Raw genomic sequence first — 13,078 nt, 5'->3', positions numbered from 1 at the left:
AAAGCGACAACCACGTGAATCGTCGGCGGCTACGCCGCCGCAGACTCCCGCAAAGCCGCCCTACAGCGGGGATCGGCCAGGTCCGGCCGCTCGCGGCAGGTGCGTCGTTGACCCTTCGGTGATCGAGGTGCGGCAGACTCTGCCTACATGACCTCTCCTTCTGAGCAGCGCGGTGAGCCCGCCCGAGTGCTCGGCGCGGGCGACGCGACGCTGATCGGCGCGGGGGCGATGATCGGCGCCGGCGTTTTCGCGGTGTTCGCACCGGCCGCGCACCGGGCGGGCGTGTGGCTGCCGGTGGCGATGCTGATCGCCGCCGTGGTGGCCTACTGCAATGCGACCTCCTCGGCCCGGTTGGCGGCCCGCCACGCCGAGTCCGGCGGCACCTACGTGTACGGGCGCGAGCGCCTGGGCGAGGTGTGGGGCTACCTCGCGGGGTGGTCGTTCGTCGTGGGCAAGGTGGCGTCGTGCGCGGTCATGGCGCTGACCTTCGCGGCCTATGTGCTGCCCGGGTACGAGCGCGCGGTCGCGGTGAGCGCGGTGGTGGTGCTGACCGCGGTCAACTATGTGGGGCTGCGCCGCTCCCTGGCGGTGACCCGGGTGCTGCTGGCGGGGGTGCTGCTGGCGCTGGGCGCGGTGGTGGTGGCCGCGTGGACGGGCGGGGGCGCCGACCCGGCCCGGTTGGACCTGGGCGCCGACTGGCCGGGGTTCTTCGGGCTGTTCGGTGCGGCGGGCATGGTGTTCTTCGCGTTCGCGGGCTATGCCCGGGTGTCGACGCTGGCCGGTGAGGTGCGCGACGCGCGGGTGATCCCGCGGGCGGTCACGGCGTCGCTGGTGGGTGTGCTGCTGGTGTATTTGGCGGTGGGGGTGTCGGCGCTGGCGGTGCTGGGGCCGCGGAACCTGGCGCGCAGTGTGGCACCGGTGGAGGACCTCGCCTTGGCGAGTGCGGGGCCGTGGCTGGTGTGGGTGGTGGCGGTGGGTGCGGCGATGGCGTGCCTGGGGGCGCTGCTGTCGCTGGTGCTGGGGGTGTCGCGGACGGTGCTGGCGATGTCGGCCGACGGCCACCTGCCGCGCGCGCTGGCGTCGATCCATCCGCGGTTCGGGGTGCCGCACCGGGCGGAGTTGGCGGTGGGGGCCGTGGTGGTGGTGCTGGTGCTCTCGGTCGATCTGCGGGGGGCGATCGGGTTCTCGGCGTTCGGGGTGCTGGTGTACTACGCGATCGCGAACGCGTCGGCGCTGCGGTTGGGCCCGGAGGAGAACCGGCCGCCGCTGCTGGTGCCGATCGTGGGGCTGGTGGGGTGTGTGGTGCTGGCGCTGAGCCTGCCGACGGGGTCGGTGCTGGTGGGGGCCGCGGTGCTGGCGGTGGGCGCGGGGGTGTGGTTGGGCCGGCACTGGTGGTCGGGTCGCGCCTCGGCGGGCCTGAGCGGCCCTTGAGCGGCTGTTGGGGTTTCCCGGTCGGGATGTGCTTCGGCGGTCGCTGCTGCGCAGCAGCGACCGCCGAGACACGTCCTCTCGGCCGGGATCCGGACCGGTACCCACCAGTCGCTGAGGGGCGTTCCGCCGCGAGGGCCGCATGGTCGCGGCAGGCGTGCGGCGGGTGGTGCCGCCCGTTGTCGGTGCGCGGCGGGGGGTTCAGGTGGCGGCGAGGGCGGTGAGGCCCTTGCGCGCGGTGCTGGACAGGGGGATGTGGGGGAGGTCGTCGGGGGTGAACCAGCCGCAGTCGATGGTGGATCCGTTGATCTCGGTGACGCGGGGTTCGTCGGGGTCGGCGATGTGGACGTGGAAGTACACCCACAAGGCGTAGATGTCGGTGTCGGGGCTTTCGGGGCCTATTTGGCCGGCGCGGCGGTGGTGATCGACGCCGATGAGGGCGCCGGTGGTGCCGTGCTGCCCGGTTTCCTCGTAGATCTCGCGAGTGAGGGCGTTCTGGGGGGTTTCGCCGGTGTCGACGCCGCCGCCGGGCAGGTGCCAGGTGCCTTCGGCGGGGTAGCCGGGGGCGATCTTGGAGAGGAGGAGGCGGCCGGTGGGGTCGGTGACGAGCCCGTAGGCGGCGAAGCGGCGGAGCCGGTGTCCGGTGTGGGGTAGTTCGTCGGCGACGAGGTCGGCGGCGGTGGGGGTCGCGGGGAGGGCGAGGGCCGCGGTGAGGGGGATGGTCGCGGTGAGGGGGATGGTCGCTGCGGGGCCGCCGGTGGCGGGGGTCGTGTAGTAGATGCGGTCGATGTGGAGGGGGCGGGGGCCGTCGGGGGTGGTGACGGTGGTGAGTTCGGTGCGGACGTGGTGTGCGGTGAGCGGGGTGTGGGGCGGGAGTCCGGCCGCGGTGCGGGCGGTGGCGGCGGGGTCGTCGCCGAAGCGGATGCGGGCGCCGGGCAGGTGGGGGGTGGTGGGGCGGACGGCGCGGTCGGGGGGTGCGGTGGTGAGGGTGTGGGCGGTGGCGCGTCGCAGGGTGGTCGGGGTGGTGGTGTCGTCGCTGGTCGGGGTGCCCATGGGGTGATTATGCCGGGCGGGTGGGGCTGGTGGGGTCAGGGGTGGCTGGGTTCGGTTGTGGGGTGGGGGGTGAGGAGGGCGGGGAGTTCGTCGAGGGTGGTGATGGTGGTGATGTCGGGTTGGGGGCCGTGGGTGGTGCGGCGGTCGAGGAGGATGGGGCGGATTCCGGCGGCGATGGCGCCGATGGCGTCGGCGCGGAGCTGGTCGCCGATGTGCCAGGCGTTCTCGGGCGGGGTGCCGATGTGGGTGCAGGCGGCGTGGAAGATGCGGGGGTCGGGTTTGCCGGCGCCGGCGGCGTCGGCGCAGACGATGCTGTGGAAGTGGTGGGTGAGGTCGAGGGCGGCGAGTTTGTCGCGTTGGAGGGTTTCGGTGCCGTTGGTGATGATGCCGAGTTTGATGCCGTTGGCGGCGAGGTGGGTGAGGGCGGGGGTGGCGTCGGGGTAGGCGCGCCAGGCGTGGCGGTGGGCGGCGAGGTAGCGGTTGTAGAGGTCGTCGCAGTGGTGGTCGGAGATGCTGGCGTGGCCGGCTTGGGTGGCGAGGGCGCGGATGCGTTCTCGGCGTTGTTCGGTGAGGGTGAGGCGGCCGGCGATGTAGGCGCCGAAGGAGATGTCGGTTTGGACGTCCCAGAGGTGGCGTGCCGCGGATCTGTCGGGGTGGCCGAGGAGTTCCATGAGGGTGTGGAGGCCGGCGGCGGTGGCGGTGTGGTCGTCGAGGAGGGTGTCGTCGAGGTCGAAGAAGACGGCGGTGGGTGTGGCGGTGTCGGGCATGGCGGGTCCCCCGGTGCGTGTGGTGCGAAAACGGGTCCACGGTAGCGCAGTCGGGGGGTGTTGTGTCGGTGTTTGTCCTGGTTCGTGGCCGGTTGAGGCCATGGGTGGGGTGGGTCAGGGGAGGCGCTGGAACCAGAGGAGCGACGCGGTGGCGGTTGCGGCGGCGAGGAGGAGGGCGATGCCGACGAAGAGTGTGACGACTTCCTCGTCGACGGTGTCGGTGCCGAGGGAGGATCCGATGTCGTCGTAGACGTCGGAGAGTTCGGAGCCGGATTCGGCTTCGTAGAAGTTGCCGCCGGTGGTGTCGGCGAGGCGTTCCAGGGCGGCCTTGTCGATGTCGGCTTCGACGAGTTGGCCGTGGATCTCGATGATGGCGGCGCCGGTGCCGAAGGCGATGGTGGAGACGGGGACTTCGCTTTCGGCGGCGGCGTCGGCGGCGGTGGAGACGGGGCGGCCGCTGGTGTTCTCGCCGTCGGAGAGGAGGACGACGGCGGCGGGCGGGGGGTCTTGGGCGGCTTCTTCGTCGAAGGATTCGATGGATTTGAGTGAGGTGTAGACGCCTTCGCCGATGGCGGTGCCGGGGGTGATGCGGAGGTTTTCGATGGAGTCGGCGACGGCCTGGTGGTCCTGGGTGGGGGAGGACACGACGGAGGCGGTGTTGGAGAACGCGACGAGTCCGACGTTGAACCGGTCGGGGAGGGTGTCGACGAATCCTTGGGCGGATTCCTTGGCGGCGTTGAGGCGGTCGGGGGAGACGTCGGTGGCGGCCATGGAGGGGGAGACGTCGATGGCGACGATGATGGTGGCGCGTTCGCGGGGGACTTGGACGGGCATGGCGGGGGTGGCCATGGCCATGATGAGGACGGCGGTGGTGAGGCAGAACAGTGCGGCGCAGGCGTGGCGTCGCCAGCCGGGGTTGTTGGGGGCGACGCTGGACAGCAGGGCGAGGTTGGTGAAGCGGACGGCGTAGTGCTTGCGGCGGCCTTGGAGGTAGATGTAGGCGCCGATGAACGCGGCGAGGACGAGGAGCAGCAGGAGCCACCAGGGGCTGAGGAAGCGCAGTTCGAGGATGTTCACTCGGGTGCTCCTTGGGTCCGGTGCCGCGGGCTCGGGGCGGGTGTCATCGGGGGTCGGCGGGGGTGTGCCGGGCGAGGCGGTGGGCGGTGCGGCGTTGTTCGATGACGAAGCGGGCGATGTCGAGGATCCAGTCGCGGTCGGTGCGCAGGGTGAGGTGGGGGACGCCGCAGCGGCGCAGGGCGGCGCGGATGCCGGTGCGCTGGGCGTGGGCGGCTGCGGCGTAGCGGTGCCTGAGCTGCGGTGTGAGGTGCACTTCGCGGAGCCGGCCGGTTTCGGGGTCGTGCATCGCCGTCAATCCTATGTCGGGGAGGTCGAGTTCCCGGGGGTCGAGGATTTCGATGGCGAGGGTCTGGTGGCGGGTGGCGAGTTGGCGGAGGGGCCGTTCCCAGGGGGCGCGGGCTTGGGGGTTGGGGGGTGCCTGGTCGAGGAAGTCGGAGATGACGACGCGGAGTCCGCGGCGGGTGCGGGTGCGGGCGAGGTCGGCCATGGCGGTGGTGAGGTCGGCGCCGCCGGTGGCGGGGGTGGTGTGGCGGGGTGCTTCGACGGCGGTGGTGAGCAGGGCGAGGAGGGCTGCTTTGCCGGAGCGTGCGGGCCAGCGGCGGATGTTGCCGCGGTGCAGGAAGTGGGCGCCGAAGCGGTCGCCGATGCGTTGGGTGAGGACGTTGACGGCGGCGAGGGCGCCGATGGCGACGTCGCGTTTTTCGGCGTCGGCGGTGCCGAATTCCATGCTGGCGGAGAGGTCGAGGAGGGTCCAGGCGTCGAGTTCGCGGTCGGCGACGAGGTCGCGGACGTGGGGGACGGTGGTGCGGGCGGTGACGGACCAGTCCATGCGGCGGACGTCGTCTTCGCCGGGTTGGTAGACGCGGGCTTCGGCGGGTTCGGAGCCGGGGCCCAGGCGCAGGCCGAGGTGTTCGCCGTGGAGGAGGCCGTCGAGGCGGCGCACGATGGTGAGGTCGAGGCGGCGTAGCGCGGTGTGGGTGCGCGGGTCGAGGTGGGGCGGGTGTGCGGGCATGGGGTCAGTGGGCGGCGGCGGCCGCGGTGGTGGCGGGCGGGTCGTCCCAGATGACGCGGGGTGGGGGGACGGTGGCGAGGACGCGGTCGATGACGTGGGTGGGGGTGATGCCGTCGGCGAGGGCGTCGAAGGTGAGGACGAGGCGGTGGGCCATGATGTCGCGGGCGAGGACGCGGACGTCTTCGGGGAGGACGTAGTCGCGGCCGCGGATGAGGGCGAGGGCGCGGGTGGCGGCGACGAGGCCGAGGCTGGCGCGGGGGCTGGCGCCGATTTCGAGGACGCGGCGGAGGTCGCCGAGGCCGTAGTTCTCGGGTTCGCGGGTGGCCATGACGATGCGGACGATGTAGTCGGCGATGAGTTGGTGGACGTGGACGCGTTCGGCGTCGGATTGGAGTTCTTTGAGGGTGATGGGGTCGAGGATGCGGTGGGGGACGGGTGGGGCGGCGGACATGCGGCGGAGGATGTCGAGTTCTTCGTGGGCGCGGGGGTGGGGGACGAGGACCTTCATGAGGAACCGGTCGCGTTGGGCTTCGGGGAGGGGGTAGACGCCTTCGGATTCGACGGGGTTCTGGGTGGCGATGACGATGAAGGGGTCGGGGAGGGGGTGGGTGATGCCGCCGAGGGACACCTGTTTTTCGGCCATGACCTCCAGGAGGGAGGACTGGACTTTGGCGGGGGCGCGGTTGATCTCGTCGGCGAGGACGAAGTTCGCGAAGACGGGGCCGAGTTCGACGTCGAACTGTTCGGTGGAGGGGTGGTAGATGCGGGTGCCGACGATGTCGGAGGGGACGAGGTCGGGGGTGAACTGGAGGCGGGTGAAGGTGCCGCCGGTGACGGTGGCGAGGGTGGACACGGCGAGGGTTTTGGCGACGCCGGGGACGCCTTCGAGGAGGCAGTGGCCTTTGGCGATGAGTGCGACGAGGGTGCGTTCGACCATCTGGTCCTGGCCGACGATGACGGTGGAGACCTCGTTCATCGCGGCGCGCAGCAGCCGGGTCGATTCGCTGGCGGGCTGGCCGGCCGGGTCCGCGGGCGCTGGTTCGGCCGGGGGGGCCGGGGGTGTGGTGCCGTTGGGTTCGGGGCGGGACTCGGCATCAGCCATCGGCGCGCGTGTCCTTCTCGTGTGTCGTCGCGGGTCGTGGGCGGCGCGGCGGTGCGCCGGGTACGTTGTGGGGGACGTAGGGGCGAGACTACCCGTTTGAGGGCTGGTTGTGCCGGTTGGCGCCCCGGTGGGGCGCGGGCCGTTTCCGTGCGGGTCGAGGCTGGGAAGGGTGGGTCGGGGTTTTGGGACCTGGGCCGCTGACGGATGAGGATCCGCGCCAGGTGGGGGCGTTCCGGTTGCGGGAGCGCACCTTCGCCACCCGTGAGGGGGTGGTGTACGCGGCGGTCGACGGTGCGGGCCGCGCGGTGAGTGTGGCGATGCTGAGCCAGGGCGCGTCGGCCGATCCTGCGGCGCGGGACCGGTTCGCGGCGGCGGCGAAGCGTTCGGGGCGGGTGGCGGCGTCGAACACGGCGTCGGCGTCGTCGTGGGCGGCGGTGCGCGGGGGTGATGCCCGGGAGCTGCTGGAGGCGGTGGCGGGGGAGCCGGGCGGTGCGGGCGGGCCGTCGTATGTGCCGTATTGGGCGGGCGCGTCGGGGCCAGCGGCGGCGCGGTGGGGGTGGCTGTCGGCGGGGCGCGGCGGGGGCGCCGCGGTGGACGCGCGGTCCAACAAGGCGGTGGTGGTGGGGCTGCTGATGGTGCTGCTGCTGTTCTTGGCGCTGCTGGTGGCGTTGTACTTCTTCTTGGCGCAGTTGTTCGCGGAGGCCAGTGCGCAGCCGGTGGAGACGTCGCCGGATCCGAGTTCGTCGCAGTCGCAGTCGCCGTCGCAGTCCCCGTCGCCGTCGGAGTCGGGTCCGGAGCCGTCGCAGTCGCCGGGGGGTTCGGAGCCGCCGCCGGATCCGTCGCAGGGCCCCTCGCCGTCGGATGTGCCGTCGGTGCCGATCGACCCCGAGCAGTCGGGCGACCCGGGTGTGCCGGACGACCCCAGCGGCATGGCGTGAGGCAGGCGGTGGTGACGGCGCGGCTGCGCCTGGTCCCGGTGGGCCCGGGCCACGTCGAGGACCTGGTGGAGCTGCACGCGCACCCCGATGTGGCGTTCTGGCACAACGGGGCGTGGTCGTGGGGTCGGGCGCGGGCGTTCGCGGAGTCCATGGCGCACCGGTGGCGGGTGGAGGGCGCGGGCAAGTGGATGGCGTACGAGCGGGGGTCGGGTGCCCTGGTGGGGCGCGGCGGCCTGTCGTTCGCCGCGGTGGAGGGGGTGCGCCGCCTGGAGGTGGGGTGGACGGTGCACCCGCGGATGCAGCGGCGGGGGTTCGCCGTGGAGATCGGCGCGGCGGGGTTGGCGCTGGCGTTCGGCGGGCTGGGCGCCGCGGAGGTGGTGGCGTTCACCGAGCCGCAGAACACGGCGTCGCGCGCGGTGATGCGCCGGTTGGGCATGGGGGGTGCGCGGCCGATCGTGCTGCGCGGCGCCCCGTTCGTGCTGTACACGGTGGCGGCGCCGGGGGCGTAGGGGTGGTGTGCCTTGGGCAGGGGTGGGGGTGCGGCCGCCCCGCCCGGGGCGGACGCGAGGGCGCTGACAAGGGGTGTGCTGATGGGTGCGTTGTCGGATGCGGAGATCGAGCAGGGCCTGCGGGCGTTGCAGGGGTGGGAGCGCGAGGGCGCGGCGATCGTGCGCGCGGTGGACGCCCCGGATTTCAACGCGGCACTGGGGTTGGTGGCGGAGGTGGGGCGCCAGGCCGAGGCGTCGGGGCACCATCCCGACATCGACATCCGCTACACCCGGGTGGTGTTCCGGTTGACCAGCCACGACACCGGCGCGGTGACGCGGCGCGATTTGGCCATGGCGGGGCGGATCGACACGGTGGTCGCCCAGGAACTGCCCGGGTGAGGTGGGTGCTCCCCGAGGTGGGGGGTGGTCTCAGACGGGTCCGCGCAGCCGGGCCCGTTGGAGTTTCCCGGCGCGGGTGCGCGGCAGGGCCGCGACGAAGGTGATGCGGTGCGGGGCGGTGTGGGCGGGGAACCGGTCCCGCAGCAGCGCGTGGAGTTCGGCGTCGAGTCCGGGCGCGGGGTCGGCGGCGACGACCTGGGCGGCCACGGTCTGGCCGTAGCGGTCGTCGGGGGCGCCGTAGACGGCGGTTTCGGTGACGGCGGGGTGCTCCAGCAGGACGGTTTCGATGTCGGTGGGGGCGATGCGCTGGCCCGCGGAGATGATGACGTCGTCGGTGCGGGCGGCGAACCGCAGGGTGGCGTCGGCTTCGCGGGTGCCGAGGTCGCCGGTGAGGTAGTAGCGCCCTGAGGAGGTGAACCGGGGCGGGGTGTGGGCGGGTTGGCCGTGGTAGCCGGTGAACCACATGGCGGGGCTGGCGGCGAGGTCGACGGCGATGCGGCCGCGCGCCCCGGTGGGTGCGGGGTCGTCGGTGAGGGCGTCGAGGACGAGGACGTCCCACCCGGGCAGGGGCGCGCCGATGGACCCGGGTCGGGTGCGGGGGTTGTGGTCGGCGGCGACGATGCCGAGTTCGGTCTGGCCGTAGTGGTCGCCCAGGTGGGTGCCGAAGGTGTCGTAGGCCCAGTCGAGGAGTTCGGCGGTGAGGGGTTCGCCCGCGCTGGACAGGCGCCGCACCCAGATCTCGGGGGGCACGGTCTTGATGGTGGCGCGCAGCGCCCGGTAGGCGGTGGGGGTCGCGGCGAAGTTCGTGACGCCGTGGGTGGCGAGGACGTCGAGGAGGAGTTCGGGGTCGGGGGGCGCGTTGAGGGCGAGGCTGCGGTGCCCGGCGAGCAGGGGCGACACCAGGCCGTAGAAGTGGCCGTAGGACCACCCGGGGTCGGCGGTGTTGAGGTACACGTCGTCGTCGGCGACCTCCAGCCCGTAGTGGTGGTAGGACGCGATGGCGGCCAGGGCGCGCACGGGCACGTCGACGCCGCGGGGGGTGCCAGCGGCGCCGGAGGTGTAGAGGCGGATGAAGGGGGCGTCGCCGCCCACGGCGACCGGGCGGGCGGGTGCGGTCCCGGCGTTTTCGGCGAGGCCGCGGGTGGTGGGTTCGCCGGGGCGGGCCGGTGCGGGGCCTGCGGTGATGACGTGGACGGGGGTGTGGGGCCCGGGGTCGAGTTTGGGGCGCTGGTCGGGGCAGGCGATGACGGCGGCGGCGCCGGAGGCGGCCAGGCGCAGGGCGATGGCGGAGGGCGCGAACCCGGGGGAGAGGGGGACGTGGACGGCGCCGAGCCGCCAGATGGCGAGGGCGGCGGTGGTGAGGTCGGTGCCGCGGCCCATGAGGGTCGCCACGCGGTCGCCGGGGCCGATGCCGAGCCCGGCGAGTCCGGCGGCGAGGCGTTGGGAGGACTCGCGCAGCTCACCGAAGGTGGTGTCGGTGGGGGTGAGGTCGGGGCCGATCTCGGTGACGGCGGGGGCGTGGGCGGGGTGGCGGTCGCACAGCAGGTGCGCCACGCATGCCTGCTCGGAGCCGTATTCGGCGAGCCACGCCTTGACCTGCTGCTCGGCTTCGCCCATGTCGCCCATGCGTGTCTCGACCCCCCTTTTGGTGCGTCCCGGCGGCCCCGGTGGCGGGGGCGGTGATGTCGGGTTTCACCCGACAGCTTATGTGGTGGGTGTGATGTGCCCCTCCCCGGGGCGTACCCGCCCCCGCCGGGCCGTGCCGGTGTCGGCGGCGGCCACCGCCTCCCCTGCGCCCTCCTCTGCGGCCGTGTTGTCCAGCGCGCGCAGCAGCCGCAGCGCCGCCCCGGCGTCCAGCGGCAGGGCCCCGGCCGCGGGCGGCAGCCGCCACGCGTCCACGAACAGCGCGAGGAACCCCGACGACGTCGCGCAGGTGTGCGCCAGCCCCGGCGGGACCACCGCGCCGGGCGCGTGCCAGGGCCGCCCCGCGCCCGCGGCGACGCACACCGTCCCGCCCACGGGCAGCACGACCTTCCACACGGGGTGGACGTGCCGGGTCACGGCGGCCGCCGCGCTCTCCGCGTACACCGTGGCCTCGTCACCGGGGACCAGGGCCGCGCGGCGATCGTTTCGTTCAATCCGCCATCCGCCCATGCCCACGATGATCGCCGCATGCACACTCTCGCGGCCATCGTTCTCGGCGTCTTCTTGGTCACCGCGGGCGCCGCGCACTTCGCGGCGCCCGCCTACTTCCGCACCCTGGTGCCCGCCTGGGTCCCGGCCCCGGGCGCGGTGGTGGCGGCCACCGGCCTGGCGGAGATCGCCGTGGCCGGGCTGCTGATGGCGCCGGGCCTGCGCGCGGCCGGCGGGTGGGCCGCGGCGGCGCTGATCACCGGCTACCTCGCGTCCCACCTGGACGCCGCCCGGCACGCCCACGCGGACCGCGCGCGCTTCATCGACCGCCCCGCGGGGATCGCCGCGCGGCTGGCCGTCAACACCGCCTACATCGCCTGGGCCGTCGCCGTCGCGATCACCGCCCCCTGAGGGGCCGTTGGGGTGCCGTCCTGACCTGCCCCGATCAAGGATGTGCTCCGGCGGGCGCCGCTGCATTGCCCGCAGTGGCCGATGACGCCCTGCACCCCCTCCCTGTGGCGGCCACCCGCCCGTCCGTGCGTCCGCCTTCGCAGCGATGTGGTCGCGGCGGGCAGGTGCGACCGCGTCGGCAAGCGCGGCGGGCAGGAGCGCGGCGCAGCGGGGCCGGATCACCGAGACCCCTGGGGACGGGGCGAGGTCCGCGCGGGGGCGGTGGTGACAATCCGGGGCCCGGGCGGCGATGATCAACGCCATGGACACTGCCGCCCTCACCGACGCGCTCGGACTGCCGGAGGCCATGCGGGACTGGCTGGACCGCGCCGCCGAACTCCCCCCGGTCACCGTGGACCTGCCCGCCCGCGCCGACGCCCAGGCCCTCGCCCCGCTGCACCTGGACCCCCGCGACACCGCCGAACTGCTCCAGGTGTGGCCGGACGGGTCCTGGCCCGCGCCGGCGCGGCGGCTGCTGGAGCTGATGTGCGCCCGCCTGGCCGCCGACCTCGCCGCGGCCTCGGCCGCCGGGGACCCGTGGGTGCCGTGGCCGGACCTGGCCGCGGTCGCCGATGTGCGGGCGCGCACCGCCGCGGTGTTCGCGTTCGCGGCCCAGGCGCCCGCGCTGCACGCCGCCCACGCCCGCCTCGGCGTCGACCCGGCCGTCACCGGGGCGACCCTGGCCGATGTGGGCCGCCACGTCGGCCACACCCGCACGATGTACGGGGTGCTGGGGCTGGACGTCGCGGGGTGGATCGCCCTGCACTACCGGGTGGGCCTGTTCGAGCTGGGCCGGCTCCAGTTCGAGCCGCACCGGCTGGGCGAGCAGGGCCCGGTGCGGTGGTACCGGGCCGCGGAGGAGACCACGCTGCCCGCGGAGCTGCGCGCGGGGGCGCCGGTGCTGCGGGTGCACATCCCCGCGCCGGGGTCGTTCGCGCCGGAGGCGGTGGGCGGGTCGCTGGCGCGGGCGCGCCCGTTCTTCGCCGCGCACCTGGGCGCCGACTACCCGGTGGCGACGTGCACGTCGTGGCTGCTGGACCCGCAGCTGCGCGAGTACCTGGGCGCCGACTCCAACATCCTGGGGTTCGCGGACCGGTTCACCCTGGTGCCGGGCGGGGCGCCCGGCGACGACGACGTGTTCCGGTTCGTGTTCCGCCACCGCGGGGCCGACCCGGAGGCGGTGGTCCCGGCGACCCGGTTGGAACACGCGGTCGTCGACCACCTGCGCGCGGGCCGGTCCTTCGAGGTCCGCACCGGCTGGCTGCGCCTGCGGTGACCGAGCTCCCGGCCCGCACCCGCGGGGAGGGGTGCGCGGGCGGGGCCGGTGGTGCGGGGCGGGCCGGAGGATGGCGGTGTCCGATGCGGAGGCGGAGGCGGAGGCGAGAGGGGGCCGGGGGTGTCGCAGGACCAGGACCAGGGCGGGGGCCGGGGCCGGGGCGGCGGTCGCGTGCGCGTGGCCACGATGAACGTGTGGGGCGTCTTCGGCGACTGGGAGCAGCGCCGCGCCGTGCTGCGCGCGGGCCTGCGCCGGGCGGACCCCGACCTGCTCACCTTGCAGGAGACCATCGTGACCGAGTCCTACGACCAGGTCCGCGACCTGCTGGGGGAGGAGTACCACATCGCCCACCAGGTGGGGCGCGCCGCGAACGGGTCGGGGGCCTCGATCGCGAGCCGGTGGCCGCTGGCACAGGTGCGCCGGCTCGACCTGGACGTCAGCCCCCGCACGGCGGACTTCGCGTGCACGACGCTGCTGGCGCGCACCCCGACGCCCGCGGGGCCGGTGCTGCTGGTGAACCATTTCCCCAGTTGGAAGCTTGACATGGAGGCCGAGCGGGAGGCGCAGGCCGTCATCGCGGCGCGTGCGGCGCAGGAGGCCGCGCCCGAGGGCGGGCATGTGGTCCTCGCCGGGGACCTCGACGCCGACCCGGCGGCGGCGAGCATCCGGTTCCTCACCGGCCGCCAGTCGCTGGGCGGGACGAGCGTGTGCTTCCGCGACGCCTGGGACAGCGCCAACCCCGGGGAGCCGGGGCACACCTACACGCCCGACAACCCGCTGATGTCCGACGGGGACTGGCCGTTCCGGCGCATCGACTACATCCTCGTGCGGTGCGGCGAGCACGGCGGGCCCACGCTGGAGGTACGCGCGTGCCGTCGGCTGTTCGCGGAGCCCGTGGACGGGGTGTGGGCCAGCGACCACTTCGGCCTCCTCGCCGACCTGGCAGCTCCCTAGT

14 protein-coding genes are annotated in these 13,078 nt (G+C 74.1%); 7 read left to right on the top strand and 7 right to left on the bottom strand.

The window, feature by feature from the left end; translation table 11 throughout:
• The first annotated feature begins 147 nt into the window (after nucleotides 1-147).
• Nucleotides 148-1,431, top strand: coding sequence for an APC family permease (locus CLV63_RS08155; RefSeq protein WP_106582305.1), 1,284 nt, complete (start codon nucleotides 148-150; stop codon nucleotides 1,429-1,431).
• A gap of 198 nt (nucleotides 1,432-1,629) precedes the next feature.
• Here CLV63_RS08155 and CLV63_RS08150 read toward each other — a convergent pair whose 3' ends face one another.
• From CLV63_RS08150 to CLV63_RS08130, 5 genes are all read right to left on the bottom strand, one after another.
• Nucleotides 1,630-2,481 carry an NUDIX hydrolase gene (locus CLV63_RS08150; protein WP_106582304.1) on the bottom strand — a complete coding sequence of 284 codons (852 nt, stop codon included), beginning with the start codon at nucleotides 2,479-2,481 and terminating at the stop codon, nucleotides 1,630-1,632.
• Nucleotides 2,482-2,516: 35 nt separating this feature from the next.
• On the bottom strand, nucleotides 2,517-3,248 hold the full coding sequence (locus tag CLV63_RS08145; protein ID WP_106582303.1) for an HAD family hydrolase: 732 nt from the start codon (nucleotides 3,246-3,248) through the stop codon (nucleotides 2,517-2,519).
• Between the two features lie 114 nt (nucleotides 3,249-3,362).
• Nucleotides 3,363-4,310 carry a VWA domain-containing protein gene (locus CLV63_RS08140; protein ID WP_106582427.1) on the bottom strand — a complete coding sequence of 316 codons (948 nt, stop codon included), beginning with the start codon at nucleotides 4,308-4,310 and terminating at the stop codon, nucleotides 3,363-3,365.
• Between the two features lie 58 nt (nucleotides 4,311-4,368).
• Complete coding sequence (locus CLV63_RS08135) at nucleotides 4,369-5,337, bottom strand: DUF58 domain-containing protein (protein ID WP_106582302.1); 969 nt, start codon at nucleotides 5,335-5,337, stop codon at nucleotides 4,369-4,371.
• A gap of 4 nt (nucleotides 5,338-5,341) precedes the next feature.
• Nucleotides 5,342-6,439, bottom strand: a complete 1,098-nt coding sequence (locus CLV63_RS08130; protein WP_106582301.1) for an AAA family ATPase — start codon at nucleotides 6,437-6,439, stop codon at nucleotides 5,342-5,344.
• 221 nt (nucleotides 6,440-6,660) lie between these two features.
• Between CLV63_RS08130 and CLV63_RS08125 the strand changes: the two genes are divergently transcribed.
• The 3 genes from CLV63_RS08125 (at nucleotide 6,661) to CLV63_RS08115 (ending at nucleotide 8,264) form a co-directional block, all read left to right on the top strand.
• Nucleotides 6,661-7,377 carry a hypothetical protein gene (locus CLV63_RS08125; RefSeq protein ID WP_245928651.1) on the top strand — a complete coding sequence of 239 codons (717 nt, stop codon included), beginning with the start codon at nucleotides 6,661-6,663 and terminating at the stop codon, nucleotides 7,375-7,377.
• Nucleotides 7,374-7,886, top strand: a complete 513-nt coding sequence (locus CLV63_RS08120; protein ID WP_106582299.1) for a GNAT family N-acetyltransferase — start codon at nucleotides 7,374-7,376, stop codon at nucleotides 7,884-7,886. Before CLV63_RS08125 ends, CLV63_RS08120 begins: the two co-directional genes overlap by 4 nt.
• 81 nt (nucleotides 7,887-7,967) lie before the next feature.
• Complete coding sequence (locus CLV63_RS08115) at nucleotides 7,968-8,264, top strand: 4a-hydroxytetrahydrobiopterin dehydratase (protein ID WP_211301204.1); 297 nt, start codon at nucleotides 7,968-7,970, stop codon at nucleotides 8,262-8,264.
• A gap of 30 nt (nucleotides 8,265-8,294) precedes the next feature.
• Here CLV63_RS08115 and CLV63_RS08110 read toward each other — a convergent pair whose 3' ends face one another.
• Together CLV63_RS08110 and CLV63_RS08105 are read right to left on the bottom strand one after the other, a co-directional pair.
• Nucleotides 8,295-9,890, bottom strand: coding sequence for an AMP-binding protein (locus CLV63_RS08110; RefSeq protein WP_342751369.1), 1,596 nt, complete (start codon nucleotides 9,888-9,890; stop codon nucleotides 8,295-8,297).
• 78 nt (nucleotides 9,891-9,968) lie between these two features.
• Complete coding sequence (locus CLV63_RS08105) at nucleotides 9,969-10,418, bottom strand: hypothetical protein (protein ID WP_146165526.1); 450 nt, start codon at nucleotides 10,416-10,418, stop codon at nucleotides 9,969-9,971.
• Between the two features lie 18 nt (nucleotides 10,419-10,436).
• Here CLV63_RS08105 and CLV63_RS08100 point away from each other — a divergent pair, with 18 nt between their 5' ends.
• The 3 genes from CLV63_RS08100 to CLV63_RS08090 all read left to right on the top strand — a co-directional run bounded on the left by CLV63_RS08100 (nucleotide 10,437) and on the right by CLV63_RS08090 (nucleotide 13,077).
• Nucleotides 10,437-10,808 carry a hypothetical protein gene (locus CLV63_RS08100; protein WP_106582297.1) on the top strand — a complete coding sequence of 124 codons (372 nt, stop codon included), beginning with the start codon at nucleotides 10,437-10,439 and terminating at the stop codon, nucleotides 10,806-10,808.
• A gap of 301 nt (nucleotides 10,809-11,109) precedes the next feature.
• Complete coding sequence (locus tag CLV63_RS08095) at nucleotides 11,110-12,123, top strand: acyltransferase domain-containing protein (protein ID WP_146165525.1); 1,014 nt, start codon at nucleotides 11,110-11,112, stop codon at nucleotides 12,121-12,123.
• A 186-nt stretch (nucleotides 12,124-12,309) separates the two neighbouring features.
• Nucleotides 12,310-13,077: an endonuclease/exonuclease/phosphatase family protein gene (locus CLV63_RS08090; RefSeq protein WP_245928665.1), complete on the top strand. Its 768-nt coding sequence runs from the start codon at nucleotides 12,310-12,312 to the stop codon at nucleotides 13,075-13,077.
• Nucleotide 13,078: the final 1 nt, after the last annotated feature.

Origin of the sequence: Murinocardiopsis flavida, from assembly GCF_003014485.1 — a bacterium.
GTDB classification, from domain to species: domain Bacteria; phylum Actinomycetota; class Actinomycetes; order Streptosporangiales; family Streptosporangiaceae; genus Murinocardiopsis; species Murinocardiopsis flavida.
Note: the sequence above shows the minus strand (reverse complement) of the source record. Positions and strands in the feature narration are given on the sequence as shown.

Excerpts from the sequence above, each read along its gene's own strand:
- CLV63_RS08155 (WP_106582305.1), top strand. The coding sequence starts at position 148 with ATGACCTCTCCTTCTGAGCAGCGCGGTGAGCCCGCCCGAGTGCTCGGC.
- CLV63_RS08150 (WP_106582304.1), bottom strand. The coding sequence starts at position 2,481 with ATGGGCACCCCGACCAGCGACGACACCACCACCCCGACCACCCTGCGA.
- CLV63_RS08145 (WP_106582303.1), bottom strand. The coding sequence starts at position 3,248 with ATGCCCGACACCGCCACACCCACCGCCGTCTTCTTCGACCTCGACGAC.
- CLV63_RS08135 (WP_106582302.1), bottom strand. The coding sequence starts at position 5,337 with ATGCCCGCACACCCGCCCCACCTCGACCCGCGCACCCACACCGCGCTA.
- CLV63_RS08130 (WP_106582301.1), bottom strand. The coding sequence starts at position 6,439 with ATGGCTGATGCCGAGTCCCGCCCCGAACCCAACGGCACCACACCCCCG.
- CLV63_RS08115 (WP_211301204.1), top strand. The coding sequence starts at position 7,968 with ATGGGTGCGTTGTCGGATGCGGAGATCGAGCAGGGCCTGCGGGCGTTG.
- CLV63_RS08110 (WP_342751369.1), bottom strand. The coding sequence starts at position 9,890 with ATGGGCGACATGGGCGAAGCCGAGCAGCAGGTCAAGGCGTGGCTCGCC.
- CLV63_RS08105 (WP_146165526.1), bottom strand. The coding sequence starts at position 10,418 with ATGGGCGGATGGCGGATTGAACGAAACGATCGCCGCGCGGCCCTGGTC.
- CLV63_RS08100 (WP_106582297.1), top strand. The coding sequence starts at position 10,437 with ATGCACACTCTCGCGGCCATCGTTCTCGGCGTCTTCTTGGTCACCGCG.
- CLV63_RS08095 (WP_146165525.1), top strand. The coding sequence starts at position 11,110 with ATGGACACTGCCGCCCTCACCGACGCGCTCGGACTGCCGGAGGCCATG.
- CLV63_RS08090 (WP_245928665.1), top strand. The coding sequence starts at position 12,310 with ATGAACGTGTGGGGCGTCTTCGGCGACTGGGAGCAGCGCCGCGCCGTG.